Consider the following 12,539-nt stretch of genomic DNA (forward strand, 5'->3'; position numbering starts at 1 on the left):
GACTGCCGCGGCGCAACGCGGGGAGACCGGACGGCCCATCGGGGCTCCATCGGCGATCCCACAGCCGCGGACCCATCAGTAACCTTGCATCTGCAAGGATTTAACCGAAATCTGTTCACCGTGCCGGACGGGGTCACCGCCGTCACCGTCTCCCTCTACGGCGCCGAGGGCGGCAGCGCGGCCGGTTTCGTCACCCCCAACCCGCCGAACGACGGCGCCCCGGGCGGCCTCGGCGGCGAGACCCGCGGCACCCTCACCGTCACCCCCGGCCAGACCCTCCAGCTCACCGTGGGTGCCGCCGGCATACCGGGCTCCTCCCGGCGCGGCGAGTACGCGCGTCCCGGCGGCTACGGCCACGGCTCGGGCGGCGGCGGGGCGCACGGCGGCGGCGGCTCCGGCGGCGGTGCCACCGACCTCCGTTCCGGCGCCTTCGGCCCGTACGACCGGGTGATGGTCGCGGGCGCCGGCGGGGGAGCGGGCAATGGTGGTCCGCTGCTGCGCGGCGGCGACGGCGGCGGCCCGGCCGGCGAGCCGGGCGGCCAGGGCGGCGGGGCCGAGGGCTCCGGCGTCGCGGGCGGCGGCGGTACCCAGACCACGCCCGGCACCGGCAGCCCCAACTCCCGCCTCGGCGGCCCCGGAGGCCCCGGCGGCGACATCGACAACTGGTACGGAACCGTCAACCCCGGCAGCGGGGGCGCGGGCGGCAACGGCGCGCGCGGCGGCAACGGCGGCGGAGGCGGGGGCGGCTGGCATGGCGGCGGTGGCGGTTCCGGCGGCGGCAACCCCGACAACCTGTACGGGGCGGGCGGTGGCGGAGGCAGCGGCCACGCGGAGCCCTCCGTTCGCGGGGCCTCCCTGCGCGCGGGCGTGCACCACGGCGACGGCAAGGCCGTGATCGCCTTCCGCTACGGCAGCACCGTGCGGCTCGCCGCCGACGAGACCGCCCCGCTGTTCGGGCGCCCCGTCACCCTCACGGCCACCGTCGCCCCGGCGAACCCGGCCGCGGGCACCCCGTCCGGCACCGTTGAGTTCCGGGACGGCGAGTGGGTGCTCGGCACCGCGACGCTGGGGAACGGCCGGGCCCGGTTGCGTACCGGAACGCTCCAGCCCGGTGCGCACTCCTTCGGTGCCCGGTTCTCCGGCAGCCCGGCCATCGAGCCCGCCGCCACCGTCGACCCCGCGGGGGTCACGGTCGGCTTCAGCGGTCCGTGCCTGACCGGCCGGCACGAGGGGGCGCTCACCGTGGGCGCGGGGGAGGCGCTGTGCATCGGTCCCGGCGCCACCCGGACCGGAGCGGTCCGGGTCCGGGCGGGCGGGGCCCTGGCGGTCACCGGTGCGACGCTCACCGGCCCCTTCACGGCCGACGGCGCCCTCGCCCTGACGGTGTGCGGGACCTCGGTCACCGGCCCGGTGACCGTCAGGGGCACGACCGGAGCGGTGTTCGCCGGAGCCGGCGCCGACGGAGGCGCGCCCTGCGCCCGGAACACCGTCGCGGGCCCGGTGGCCGTGGAGCGCAACACCGGCGGTGTGGAGTTGTCCGGGCTGGACGTGACCGGCCCGCTGCGCTGCGCCGGGAACGACCCGGCGCCGCGGCTGGACGGGGTCACGGTCAGCGGGCAGCGTTCCGGCCAGTGCCGGGACTGAGCCAGGGCGGGTTCCGGCCGAGGTGGCGACCGTGCCGGGACCGGACCGGGCAGCCGGGCCGGTCCCGGCACCCGGCCCCGGAGGCCGGACCCGAGCCGGTCCCTGGGGCCGGCCGCCCAGGTCGAACCCCGCTCCCGTGCCGGGCCGTTGCCCCGCGCAGGACCCTTCGGGGCTTTTGGATCACGGGTTCACCGGGCGGCAACGAAGAGTTTGCTACCGACCAGTAGACACATGGCTGGATCATGCCCAACCTTGGATGTGTCCATGCCATTCGCATGCTGATCGAGGAGCCCCCCATGCGCCACCCCGGCATCCGCACGCCCCGTACCCCCCGCCCGTCGCGTGCAGCCGCCACCACGGCCGCCGCGACGGCGGCCGCCGCCGTCCTCGCGCTGGTCCCGGCGACCACGGCCGAGGCCGCCCCCGCCCCGCAGCGCGCCGCCGCACCCGCCGCCTCCACGGCCTGGGCCCCCGGCGGCAACGCCGCCATCCTGGGCATCGACTACGGCACCTGGCAGCGCGACGTCGCCACCGTGATCGACGGCGCCCGCCCCTACGTCGAGCAGCGCCTGGCCGCAGCGCCGGCCGGGGAGAAGCCCGCGATCGTCCTCGACATCGACAACTCCTCGCTGGAGACGGACTTCCACTACTTCTGGACCTTCCCCACGCCGGCCATCGCCAAGGTCCGCGACCTGGTCCAGTACGCGCACGCCCACGGCGCGGCGATCTTCTTCGTGACGGCCCGCCCCGGCATCATCCAGTCGCTCACCCAGTACAACCTCAAGGCGGTCGGCTACCCGGTCACCGGTCTCTACGTCCGTGACCTGCCCGACCTGTTCGACGAGGTGAGCGCGTACAAGACGGGCAAGCGCGCCGAGATCGAGGCCCGCGGATACACGATCATCGCCAACATCGGCAACAAGCAGAGCGACCTGGTCGGCGGGCATGCCGAGCGCACCTTCAAGCTCCCGGACTACGACGGCAAGCTCTCGTAACCGGAGCGGAGGCGAGGCCGCGAGGTCCGGCGTCCGGCCGGGTCACAGGTTCACGGCCGTGAGCAGCAGCGCCGTGTCCGTGACCCCGACCACCGAGTGCCGCCCGTCCGGCAGCAGGAACAGGGCGCCCGCCGGCAGCTCGACCACCACGTCCTCGGTGGTCACCTGCGCCGTGCCCCGCAGCACCTGCAGCGATGCCGCCGGCGGGCCGCTGTGCTCCCCCAGCCGGGTGCCGGCGGTCAGTGCGATGACCGCCTGCCGCAGCGGGGCGTCCCGCAGCACCAGCAGGGCGCTGCGGCCGTGCTCGTCGGCCCGGGCCGAAGCGAGGTGCTCCTCGGCCAGCCGGTCGAGATCGACCTTCCGCTCGGTGAGCGGAGTCTCGGCGGCGGCCTCGGCGGGCGCCCCGACGGGCGGCCGCCGGTGGTCGGACCGGTCGTCCGCGGGCGCGCTCAGGGCACCGCCCTGGGGGAAGTCGTTCATGTCGCGCGGGTGCCCGTGATCTCCCGCTCCAAACCTTTCCAAGGCCGGTGGGTCCGGACCGGGCCGGTCGCAGCGTCCGCCCGAATTCGTGCACATGTTCGGGCAGGGGGGGTAGCGTGGACGCATGCACGCGCCGCTCCAGGGATCGCTCTTCGACCAGACCGACGAGATCGGGCTCGCCCCGCTGGACGGGCTGCGCCGGCGTGAACTCGGCAGCGGTGCCTGGGTGGACGTCCTTCCGGGCTGGCTGACCGGCTCCGACGCCCTGTTCGAGGAGCTGGCCGCCACCGTGCCCTGGCACGCCGAGCGCCGCCGGATGTACGAGCAGGACGTCGACGTGCCCCGGCTGCTCTCCTTCTACGGCGACGGGGGACCCGCTGCCCCACCCCGCCCTGGCGGAGGCCCGCGAGGCCCTGTCCCGCCACTACGCCGCCGAGCTGGGGGAGCCCTTCACCACCGCGGGACTGTGCTTCTACCGCGACGGGCGCGACAGCGTGGCCTGGCACGGCGACCGCACCGGACGCTCCTCCCGCGAGGACACCATGGTGGCGATCCTCTCCGTGGGCGACCCTCGCGATCTGGCCCTGCGCCCCCGCGGCGGCGGCGCGGCCGCCCTGCGGCTCCCGCTCGGCCACGGCGACCTCGCGGTGATGGGCGGCTCCTGCCAGCGCACCTGGGAACACGCCGTCCTCAAGTCCGCCCGCGCCGTCGGCCCCCGCATCAGCGTCCAGTTCCGCCCCCGTGGCGTCCGCTGACGGCAGCGGCCCCCGCCGCACACCCGACTCAGTCGGGCGGCTCCTGGGCCGGGGCGTTGCCCGGGCCGGCCGGTTCACCGTGGGCCCCGCCGGCGTCCTTCTTGCTGCCGCCCTCCCGGTCGTCCGCTTCCTCGTCCGGCCCGGGAGGCGCCGGGTCCGGGACCACCGGACCGGTCGAGGGCAGGTCGGGGGTCGCCGCGTCCGGATCCTCCGGCACGGGCGGCGGGTTCTCGAACTCCGACTCACTGGTCATCACGCACGCGTCTCCTCTCGTCCTCGGGGCTTCCCGTCGTCCCGCGTCTGCCCCTCCCCGGCCCGGTCAACGCACCGGGGGCACCAGCGACCGGACCTCCCCGGCCAGCAGACGGGCCGTCGTGTCCGCCGCACCACCCACCAGACGGGTCCTGGTCAGCGCGAAGGACATCCCGCGGGCCCGGTCGGCGAAGGCGATGCTGCCGCCGCTGCCGTGGTGCCCGAAGCAGGACCGGTCGCCGCCCATCACCGGCAGTCCCAGGAACCAGCCCAGCCCCTTGGCGTACCGCCCCAGCAGCATCCGGTCCTTCCCCTCGACCGCCACCGCCACCGCCGACGCCCGCGCCACCCGCTCCGCGGGCAGCAGCCGTACGCCGTCCACCTCGCCCAGCAGCGCCGCGTACAGCCGGGCGGCCGCGCGGGCCGTCGTCGTACCGCAGGCGGGGAGGTCGGCGCGCAGGTAGTCCGGGCGGTTGGCGAGCTCGGCCGTGGTCCACAGCCCGCGGTTCGGCACCACGTACCGGCGGAACGGCGCCGACTCCGGCAGGTCCGCCAGCCAGGCCGCCCAGTTCCCCTCCACCAGGGGCGCGGCGCGCCCCACCGCCTCCTCGGGCAGCCCGAAGAACAGCTCGTCGGCCACCCCGATCGGCCCGGACACGTACTCCCGCAGCGCCGCGCCCGGGGTGAGGCCGGTGGCCCTGCGCACGGTCTCGCCCAGGATCCAGCCGAACGTCCATCCGTGGTAACCGCCGGCCGTGCCCGGCTCCCACAGCGGCTCCAGGTCCGCCACCACCCCGCACATGGTGTCCCAGTCGCACAGCTCGGCCGGGGTCAGCCCGGCCGGCAGCTGCGGTACGCCGAGGGTGTGCGTCAGCGCGTGCCGCACGGTGGCCCGCTCCTTGCCGCGGGCCGCGAACTCCGGCCAGTACCGGGCGACCGGGGCGTCGTACTCGATCAGCCCGCGCTCGGCGAGTACGTGGACCAGCGTCGCGGTGAACCCCTTCCCGGTGGAGAAGCTGTGGATCGGCGTGTCCGGCCCGACGGGGTGCGGCGGAACCCCGTCCACCCGGCCGCCGGTGCCCGCGTGCACGGCCGCGGCGGGCTCGCCGTCCACGTACACGGCCACCTGGAGTCCGGTCTCCGCACCCGATTCCACGAGCCGCCGGACGATGCCCTCGACCCGGTCCTGCACCCGCCCGTCCCACCGTCGTGCCATGCCCGCATCATGACAGTCCGTCATCCGCGGCGGTCCGACGCCGGGCCCGGGGCCGGGCCGGAAATCCGTTGGCCCGGTGCGGCGGCGCCCGCATAGGGTCCTGCGGGCCGCGCACGCGGCGCCACGACACCCGGGAGGACCGTGAGCACCGCACAGACGACCCCGCAGCCGCACGGGACGAGGATGCACGCCGACGAGGTCGACATCGACGCCGCCCTCGTCCGCGGGCTCATCGCCCGGCAGTTCCCGCGCTGGGCGCACCTGCCCGTCACCGGCGTCCGGTCCGCCGGCACCGACAACGCCATGTACCGGCTGGGCGGGGAACTGGTCGTGCGCCTCCCGCGCGTCCCCGGGGCCGTCGGACAGGTCGAGAAGGAGCACCGGCTGCTGCCGCGGCTGGCCGGACGGCTGCCGCTGGCCGTGCCGGTCCCCGTGGAACGGGGAGCCCCCGGCGAGGGCTACCCCTTCCCGTGGTCGGTCTACCGCTGGCTGGAGGGCGAGAACCTCTTCGACGCGCCGGTCGGGGACACGTACGGGACCGCGGTCGCGCTCGGCGGTTTCGTGGCGGCGCTCCGGCAGGCCGACGCCTCCGGCGTCCCCCGCTCCTTCCGCGGCGGGCCGGTGGCCGACCGGGACGGGCAGGTCCGGGAGGCCATCGCCGACCTGGGCGCCGACGGCACCGTGGACGGGGCCGCCGCGACCGCCGTGTGGGAGGAAACCCTGGCCCGGCCCCAGTGGGCGGGCGATCCGGTGTGGGTGCACGCCGACCTCCTGCCGGGCAACCTGCTCGCCCGCCGCGGCCGGCTCAGCGCCGTCATCGACTTCGGCGGGGCCGGTTCCGGTGACCCCGCCTGCGATCTGATGCCGGCCTGGACCCTGCTGTCCGCCGGTACCCGGCAGGCGTTCCGGGAGGCCGCCGGCGCGGACGGGGAGACCTGGCTGCGCGGGCGGGGCTGGGCCCTGTGCTTCGGCCTGACCGCCGTCCACTACTACCGGGGCGGCAGGAACCCGGTGCTTGCCGAGGTCGCCCGGCGCACACTGGCCGAGGTGCTGGGCCCGGCACCGGCATGAACCGGGGTCCGGCCCGACCCCGACCCCGGCCCCGCTCCCGCTCCCGTGAAGGCCGGTCAGCGCACGTCCGGCGCCTCCGGCCGGTCCCGTACGCCGTCGACCAGGGTGGCCAGCACGGCCACGGCGCTGCCGTCGTGGTCACTGCCCGCCGTGCCGCTGCCGCTCTGCAGGTTGGCTGACCGGTCGATCTCCACCACCGAGTCCGCGTGCGAGTTGTCGATCACCGTGATCAGGCTGTCCGCGGCGGCGGCCGCCGGAGGTGCGGCCGCGCCCCCGGCCAGCACGGCCGCGAGTACCCCCGCGGCCGCCCCGGCAGCCCTCACGCGCGCACCCTCTCCCGCACCGGGCGGTGCCGCGCGATGTTCCGCGCCAGCAGCCGGGTGGACTCGCCCACCCCGACGTCGCCCCCGGCACCGGGGGCCGGCAGCCGCCCGTCCGAGCCCTTCAGCTCGCTGAGGGCCGCGTCCATCGCGTGGTGCGCCGCGAACAGGCAGGGCGTGCTGTAGATGGCGACGTCCACACCGAGCCCGGCCAGCTCGCCGAGGGACAGGCGCGGCGACTTTCCGCCCGCGATCTGGTTGAAGAGCAGCGGCTTGGGGCCGACGACCTCCTTGATCCGGCGGATCCACTCCACGCTCCGCACCCCGTCCACCAGCACCACGTCCGCGTCGGTGGCCGCCAGCCGCTCCGCCCGGTGCAGGATGTCCGCCTCGTCGGTGGCGTCGGTCCGGGCCACCACCACCAGGTCCCGTCGGGTGGCGAGCACCATCTCCAGCTTCTCCAGGTACTCGGTGAGCGGCAGGACCTGCTTGCCGTCGGCGTGCCCGCAGCGGCGCGGCCGCTTCTGGTCCTCGAGGATGACCCCGGACGCGCCGATCCGCTCCAGGCCCTCGACCACGTGGCAGGCCACCTCCGGGTCGACGTACCCGTCGTCGATGTCCACGAGCAGGTGGTGCCCGGGGAACGCGCCGCGCAGCCGCTGCACGAAGGCCACCATGTCGGGCCAGGCGATGAAGCCGATGTCCGGCAGCCCGTAGTAGGACGCGGCGAAGCCGAAGCCGGAGACGAACATCCCGTCGTAGTGCTCGGCGGCGATGGACGCCGAGTACATGTCGTACACCCCGATCAGGGGGGTGGTGCCCGGTCCGGCGATCTGCGCCCGCAGTTTGTTCCCGTACGTCAAAGCCTGACTCCTCGAATGGTCGGTCCGGAGGTCGGTTCCGCATGCACACGGGCAGAGGACGGCTGTTCCGACACAGCATTCCTTTACCGAAAACAGATGCTTTCCTGACCCTGGACAGAACTTCTGCATACGCGCCCTTTACTCACCCGGACGGCGTATCGCGTTCACCACAGAAACGTCACTGAACCCCCGGACGGGTCGAGCTGCCGCACCGCGTGCGGGGGTTTAGCCGGGGCGGGCCGGGACAGGTGCCGGGCAGCCGGAGGTGACACCATGCGCACGCTGCTCAACAGGCGGGCGGCCGGAAGGCGGCTGGCCGAGGAGATCAGGAAGACCGGCGGCCCGATGGTGAACCCCATCGTGCTCGCCCTGCCCCGCGGCGGAGTGCCGGTGGGACACGAGGTGGCCCGGGAGACCGGGGCGCCGCTCGACGTGCTCGTCGTACGGAAGATCGGCATGCCCGGCAACCCCGAGGTCGGCATCGGGGCGCTCGTCGGGGACGCCCCGCCGCTCTTCGACGACGGAGTCATGGAGATGCTCGGCCTGACCGAGGACGAACTCGCCGCCGACGTCGCCCGGGAGCGTGCCGAGGCGCACCGCCGCGAGGTGATCTACCGGCGCCACCGGCCGGAGCCACGACTGGCGGGCAGGACGGTGATCATCGTCGACGACGGCCTGGCCACCGGCGTCACCGCCCGGGCCGCCGTCCGTGCGGTCCGTGCCCGCGGGCCGGCCCGGGTGGTGCTGGCCGTCCCGGTGGGGGCCCGGCAGGCCGTGGCCGACCTCGAGCGCGAGGCCGACCTGGTGGTCTGTCCGTACCGGCCCTACCCCTTCCGGGCGGTGGGCCAGTGGTACGACCACTTCGACCAGGTCCCGGACGAGGAAGTGATCGACGTCTTGGACCACCAGTGGGCCGTCCACGAGACGGCGGCGGGCGCGGGCCTCTGACCCCTGACACCCGCCGTGTCCCGCGCCACCCCGGGTCCGGCGTTAAGGCCGGATGTCGTAGAGCGCGTTGAAGGGGTCCTCCTTCGTCGACCGGACGACCTCGCCGAACCCGGTAGCGGTGCACAGCTCGCGCACCGTGGACTCCGGCAGCCCGCAGGTCCCGAGCGCCGCACCGTCGACCGCGAGCGAGGTGGTCATGCAGTAGAAGACGCTGAACCCGTACATCACCGAGGCCACCGGCCCGGTGTTCTCCTCCGGCCGGTCCCGGGAGTTGATCTCCAGCATCAGGTAGTCGCCGTCGTCCCGGAGCGCGCCGCGGACGGCGGAGAGGATCCGCTCCGGCTCCGCCGCGTCGTGGATCACGTCGAAGGTGGTGATCAGGTCGTACCGGCCGGGCAGCCCCAGGCCCGCGTCCGCCGTCTCGAAGGACACCCGGTCCGTCACGCCCGCCCGCTCCGCGTTGGCGCGGGCCCGTTCGATCTGCGCGGGGAAATGGTCGAACCCGGTGAACCGGGAGCGGGGGAACGCCCGCGCGAGCACGATCAGCGCCCGCCCGGCCCCGCAGCCGACGTCCGCGACCTCGATGCCCCGCTCCAGCCGCTCGACCACGTGGGGGAACGTGGCGAGCCACTCGTCGATCATCACCGTCTCGAACCAGCTGCCGGTGAACCGGCTCATGCCGTCCCACAGCGACGGCGGGTACTCCTCCTGCCGGACCCCGCCGCCCGCCCGGAACGCCTCCGCCAGCCGCTCGTACGGTGCCCACAGCCCCGGCAGCATCTGGTAGACGCCGCCCAGGAACAGCGGCCCCGAGTCGTCGGCCAGCACGGGGACGTGCTCGGCCGGCAGGAAGAACCTCCCGCCCTCCACCTCCACCAGGTAGCCGGAAGCGGTCAGGCCGCGCAGCCACTCCCGTACGTAGCGCTCCTCCAGGCCCAGCCGGCCGGCCAGCTCCGCACTGGTGGCCGGGCCGTCGCCGGCCAGGCTGCGGAACAGCCCGAGCCGGTCGCCGAGGGCGCAGAGACCGGCGGCCATGGTCCCGCTGAGGTCTCCGAGGGCCTTCTCCATGAAGGCTTCGACCTTCGCCTCGTCCGGTTTCGGCGGCGTTGCCATCCTGGACCTCCCCATCTGATCTCGAACCGGCTCGGAGCGGCCGTGGAGACCGGGCCGGAGCCCCAACCAACCACCCGGGCACCGCCCCGCCCGCCCGCCACCACGGCAGCCGCGCGAAGTCCACCCCCGGGGGCGACCTCGCGGGACACGCCGCGCGGGACACGCCGCGCGGGGGGACGGGGAGACGCCACGCAACAGCACGGAACTGCACGGAACCGCACGGAACCGCACGGAACCGCACGGAACCGCACGGAACCGCACGGAACCGCACTGGACACCACGGGACACCGGGCGTCGGCTGCCGCCCGCCCGCCGGGGGAACGGGCAAGCTGGGCACATGAAGGCCACCCTCGTTCTGACCGACGGATTCCAGCGCGTCCACGACGTGGTGCACGAGGCCGTGGAGGGCCTCGCCGCGGAACAGCTCCACGCCCGCGTCGGCGCGCGGGCCAACTCCATCGGCTGGCTGGTCTGGCACCTGACCCGGATTCAGGACGACCACGTCTCCGAACTCGCCGGACGCCAGCAGGCATGGCTCGCCGAGGGCTTCGCCACCGGCTTCGACCTGCCGTTCCCTCCGGAGGCCACCGGCTACGGGCACACCGCCCGCCAGGTGGCGGCGGTCAAGGTCTCCGCCGAGCAGTTGCTCGGCTACCTCGACGCGGTGCACGCGCACACGACCGCCTACCTGGGCGGCCTGCCCGCCACCGACCTCGACCGGGTCATCGACACCCGCTGGGACCCGCCGGTCACCGTCGCGGTCCGTCTGGTCAGCGTCCTTTCCGACGACCTCCAGCACGCCGGCCAGGCCGCGTTCGTCCGGGGCCTGCTCGCATCCGCGTGACCCGCACGCGGGCACCGGGGGGAGCGGGGCGGCGGGACGCCGGGGCGGCGGGACGCCGGGGGGCGGGACGACGGGGCGGCGGGACGACGGTCGGCGTATCGGCCACGTGGCCGCGGTATTTCGAGCCAATGCCCGGACTCTCCTTCGGCCGACGCGGTCGGCGCGTCCATCCTGGGACCGGAAATCCGCCGGGCCCAGAAAACCGAAGGAGTCCCGCATGGCACACATCGAGGTGAAACCGGCCGCCGGCCACATCGGCGCCGAGATCTCCGGAGTCGACCTCGCCGCACCCCTGGCCGACGACACCGTCGAGGCGGTCCGGACCGCACTGCACCGCTGGAAGGTGCTCTTCTTCCGGGACCAGTACCTGGACCACGCCGCGCACATCGCCCTGGCCCGCCGGTTCGGCGAACCCATCGCCCCCGGCTCCCGCGGCAGCGCCTCACCGCCCGGATTCCCCGAGGTGGAGACCACCGCCGACCGGCTGGAACTCGGAGGCCGCTTCGGCATGGACCACGCCGAATGGCTGGCCCGCCGCCGCCACACCCTCCGCCGGGGCTGGCACTGCGACCACGGGGCCCGTATCGACCCGCCGGCCGCCACCATCCTGCGCGCCGAGACCGTCCCGCCGTACGGCGGCGACACGACCTGGGCCAACCTGGCCGCCGCCTACGCCGGGCTCTCCGCACCGCTGCGCGCCTTCGTCGACACCCTCCGCGCCGAACACCGCCTGGGCGTCGGCTACCAGCCCCGGCCCGGTGAGGACGCCTACGTACGCCACCTCCTGGCCCACCAGACCGCCACCGTGCACCCGCTGGTCCGGGTGCACCCCGAGACCGGCGAACGGCTGCTGTTCGTCAACGGCTACTACGTGGAGCAGATCCAGGACCTCAGCCGCACCGAGAGCGGCCCGCTCCTGGAGCTGCTGCTCGACCACGCCACCCGCCCCGAGTACACCGTCCGGTTCCGCTGGGAACCGGGCAGCGTGGCCTTCTGGGACAACCGCGCCACCATCCACCTCGCCCCGGGCGACACCGCCCACCTGGACCATCCCCGGATCATGCACCGGGTGATGCTCGCCGGGGAGGTCCCGATCGGCGTGGACGGCAAACCCTCCGAGCCGGTCACCGGCCCGGAGCCACGCCACTGGTAGCCGCCGCAGCCTCCCTCTCCCGTGCCCGAGTCCCGGCGCGTCAGCGGCCGTCCGCGCCCGCGCCTGTGCCACGCTCGGACCGCAGAACCGGATGTACCGGAAGAACAAGGCGCAACCGGTTGTAACCGGGTGTACGGCAAGGGAGACACCATGGCCACCCAGCCCGACGGAGCCCCCGGCGCGGTCGGCGAACCCCGCGCCTCCCTGCGCGTGCTGGTGCTCTCCGCCTCCTCCCGCGGCGGCTCCGTCAACGGCATGCTCGCCGCGCTCGTCGCCGGACTGGTCGAGCGGGCGGGAGCCACTGCGGACCTGGCCACCCTCGGCGAGTTCGCCATGCCCCCCTACGACGGGGACTTCGAGGCGGAGAGCGGACAGCCGCCCGGCGCCGTCGCCCTGCGCGACCGGCTGGAGGCGGCCCAGGCCGTGGTCATCGCCTCACCCGAGTACAACGCCTCCGTCCCCGGCGTCCTGAAGAACGCCGTCGACTGGGTGTCCCGGTTCCGCCCCCAGCCCTTCAAGGACAAGCAAGCCCTGCTCGTCTCGGCGTCCCCGTCCATGGTGGGCGGCAACCGGGGCCTGTGGGCGCTGCGCGTCCCGCTGGAACACCTCGGCGCCCGCGTCTACCCGGACATGTTCAGCCTGGCCATGGCCCACCAGGCGTTCGCCGAGGACGGCACGTTGACCGACGAGGGCCTGGGCGAACGCCTGGCCGCCACCATCGAGTCCTTCCTCGACCTGGTCGAGGCCGACACCCGTTACCTCTGCCTGCGGCACCGCTGGTACGAGTTCCTGGGCGACCGCACGGACGCCCCCGTCACCGCACGCGCCCAGGACTGACGCCGCCCCTCGCCGGTGCACGTCACCCGCCCGGCCGCGCCCACGGGG

13 protein-coding genes and 1 pseudogene are annotated in these 12,539 nt (G+C 74.8%); 8 read left to right on the top strand and 6 right to left on the bottom strand.

What is annotated here, in order from left to right; all coding sequences use genetic code 11:
• Positions 1-120 precede the first annotated feature (120 nt).
• Together AC067U_RS17030 and AC067U_RS17035 are read left to right on the top strand one after the other, a co-directional pair.
• On the top strand, positions 121-1,644 hold the full coding sequence (locus AC067U_RS17030) for an Ig-like domain-containing protein (protein WP_478830478.1): 1,524 nt from the start codon (positions 121-123) through the stop codon (positions 1,642-1,644).
• A 296-nt stretch (positions 1,645-1,940) separates the two neighbouring features.
• Positions 1,941-2,639, top strand: coding sequence for an HAD family acid phosphatase (locus AC067U_RS17035; protein ID WP_478830479.1), 699 nt, complete (start codon positions 1,941-1,943; stop codon positions 2,637-2,639).
• 42 nt (positions 2,640-2,681) lie between these two features.
• On the opposite strand, the gene AC067U_RS17040 is transcribed toward AC067U_RS17035, so the two are convergent.
• Positions 2,682-2,981, bottom strand: a complete 300-nt coding sequence (locus AC067U_RS17040; RefSeq protein ID WP_478830607.1) for a cupin domain-containing protein — start codon at positions 2,979-2,981, stop codon at positions 2,682-2,684.
• 262 nt (positions 2,982-3,243) lie between these two features.
• Here AC067U_RS17040 and AC067U_RS17045 point away from each other — a divergent pair.
• Positions 3,244-3,874 (top strand): annotated as a pseudogene (locus AC067U_RS17045) (alpha-ketoglutarate-dependent dioxygenase AlkB).
• Positions 3,875-3,902: 28 nt separating this feature from the next.
• Here the strand turns inward: AC067U_RS17045 and AC067U_RS17050 are convergent.
• Together AC067U_RS17050 and AC067U_RS17055 are read right to left on the bottom strand one after the other, a co-directional pair.
• Complete coding sequence (locus AC067U_RS17050) at positions 3,903-4,127, bottom strand: hypothetical protein (protein WP_478830480.1); 225 nt, start codon at positions 4,125-4,127, stop codon at positions 3,903-3,905.
• Between the two features lie 66 nt (positions 4,128-4,193).
• Positions 4,194-5,342, bottom strand: coding sequence for a serine hydrolase domain-containing protein (locus AC067U_RS17055; RefSeq protein WP_478830481.1), 1,149 nt, complete (start codon positions 5,340-5,342; stop codon positions 4,194-4,196).
• A gap of 183 nt (positions 5,343-5,525) precedes the next feature.
• Here AC067U_RS17055 and AC067U_RS17060 point away from each other — a divergent pair, with 183 nt between their 5' ends.
• Positions 5,526-6,413 (top strand): aminoglycoside phosphotransferase family protein, encoded by an 888-nt coding sequence (locus AC067U_RS17060; protein ID WP_478830608.1) that lies wholly within the window; start codon positions 5,526-5,528, stop codon positions 6,411-6,413.
• Positions 6,414-6,469: 56 nt separating this feature from the next.
• Here AC067U_RS17060 and AC067U_RS17065 read toward each other — a convergent pair whose 3' ends face one another.
• A complete protein-coding gene (locus AC067U_RS17065; RefSeq protein ID WP_478830482.1) occupies positions 6,470-6,736 on the bottom strand; it encodes a hypothetical protein in 267 nt (88 codons plus the stop codon).
• On the bottom strand, positions 6,733-7,596 hold the full coding sequence (locus tag AC067U_RS17070) for an isocitrate lyase/PEP mutase family protein (protein WP_478830483.1): 864 nt from the start codon (positions 7,594-7,596) through the stop codon (positions 6,733-6,735). The genes AC067U_RS17065 and AC067U_RS17070 overlap by 4 nt, the downstream gene beginning before the upstream one ends.
• 273 nt (positions 7,597-7,869) lie before the next feature.
• Between AC067U_RS17070 and AC067U_RS17075 the strand changes: the two genes are divergently transcribed.
• Positions 7,870-8,544, top strand: coding sequence for a phosphoribosyltransferase (locus AC067U_RS17075; RefSeq protein ID WP_478830484.1), 675 nt, complete (start codon positions 7,870-7,872; stop codon positions 8,542-8,544).
• 42 nt (positions 8,545-8,586) lie between these two features.
• Here AC067U_RS17075 and AC067U_RS17080 read toward each other — a convergent pair whose 3' ends face one another.
• Positions 8,587-9,657 (bottom strand): class I SAM-dependent methyltransferase, encoded by a 1,071-nt coding sequence (locus AC067U_RS17080; RefSeq protein WP_478830485.1) that lies wholly within the window; start codon positions 9,655-9,657, stop codon positions 8,587-8,589.
• A gap of 337 nt (positions 9,658-9,994) precedes the next feature.
• Between AC067U_RS17080 and AC067U_RS17085 the strand changes: the two genes are divergently transcribed.
• From AC067U_RS17085 to AC067U_RS17095, 3 genes are all read left to right on the top strand, one after another.
• Entirely contained in the window at positions 9,995-10,501 is a 507-nt protein-coding gene (locus tag AC067U_RS17085) for a mycothiol transferase (RefSeq protein ID WP_478830486.1), read from the top strand.
• 217 nt (positions 10,502-10,718) lie between these two features.
• The gene (locus AC067U_RS17090) at positions 10,719-11,654 is read left to right on the top strand and encodes a TauD/TfdA dioxygenase family protein (RefSeq protein WP_478830487.1); all 936 of its coding nucleotides are present in this window, start codon (positions 10,719-10,721) and stop codon (positions 11,652-11,654) included.
• A gap of 150 nt (positions 11,655-11,804) precedes the next feature.
• A complete protein-coding gene (locus tag AC067U_RS17095; protein ID WP_478830488.1) occupies positions 11,805-12,491 on the top strand; it encodes an NADPH-dependent FMN reductase in 687 nt (228 codons plus the stop codon).
• The last annotated feature ends 48 nt before the right edge of the window (positions 12,492-12,539 follow it).

This window comes from Streptomyces sp. NPDC043853 (genome assembly GCF_056436025.1).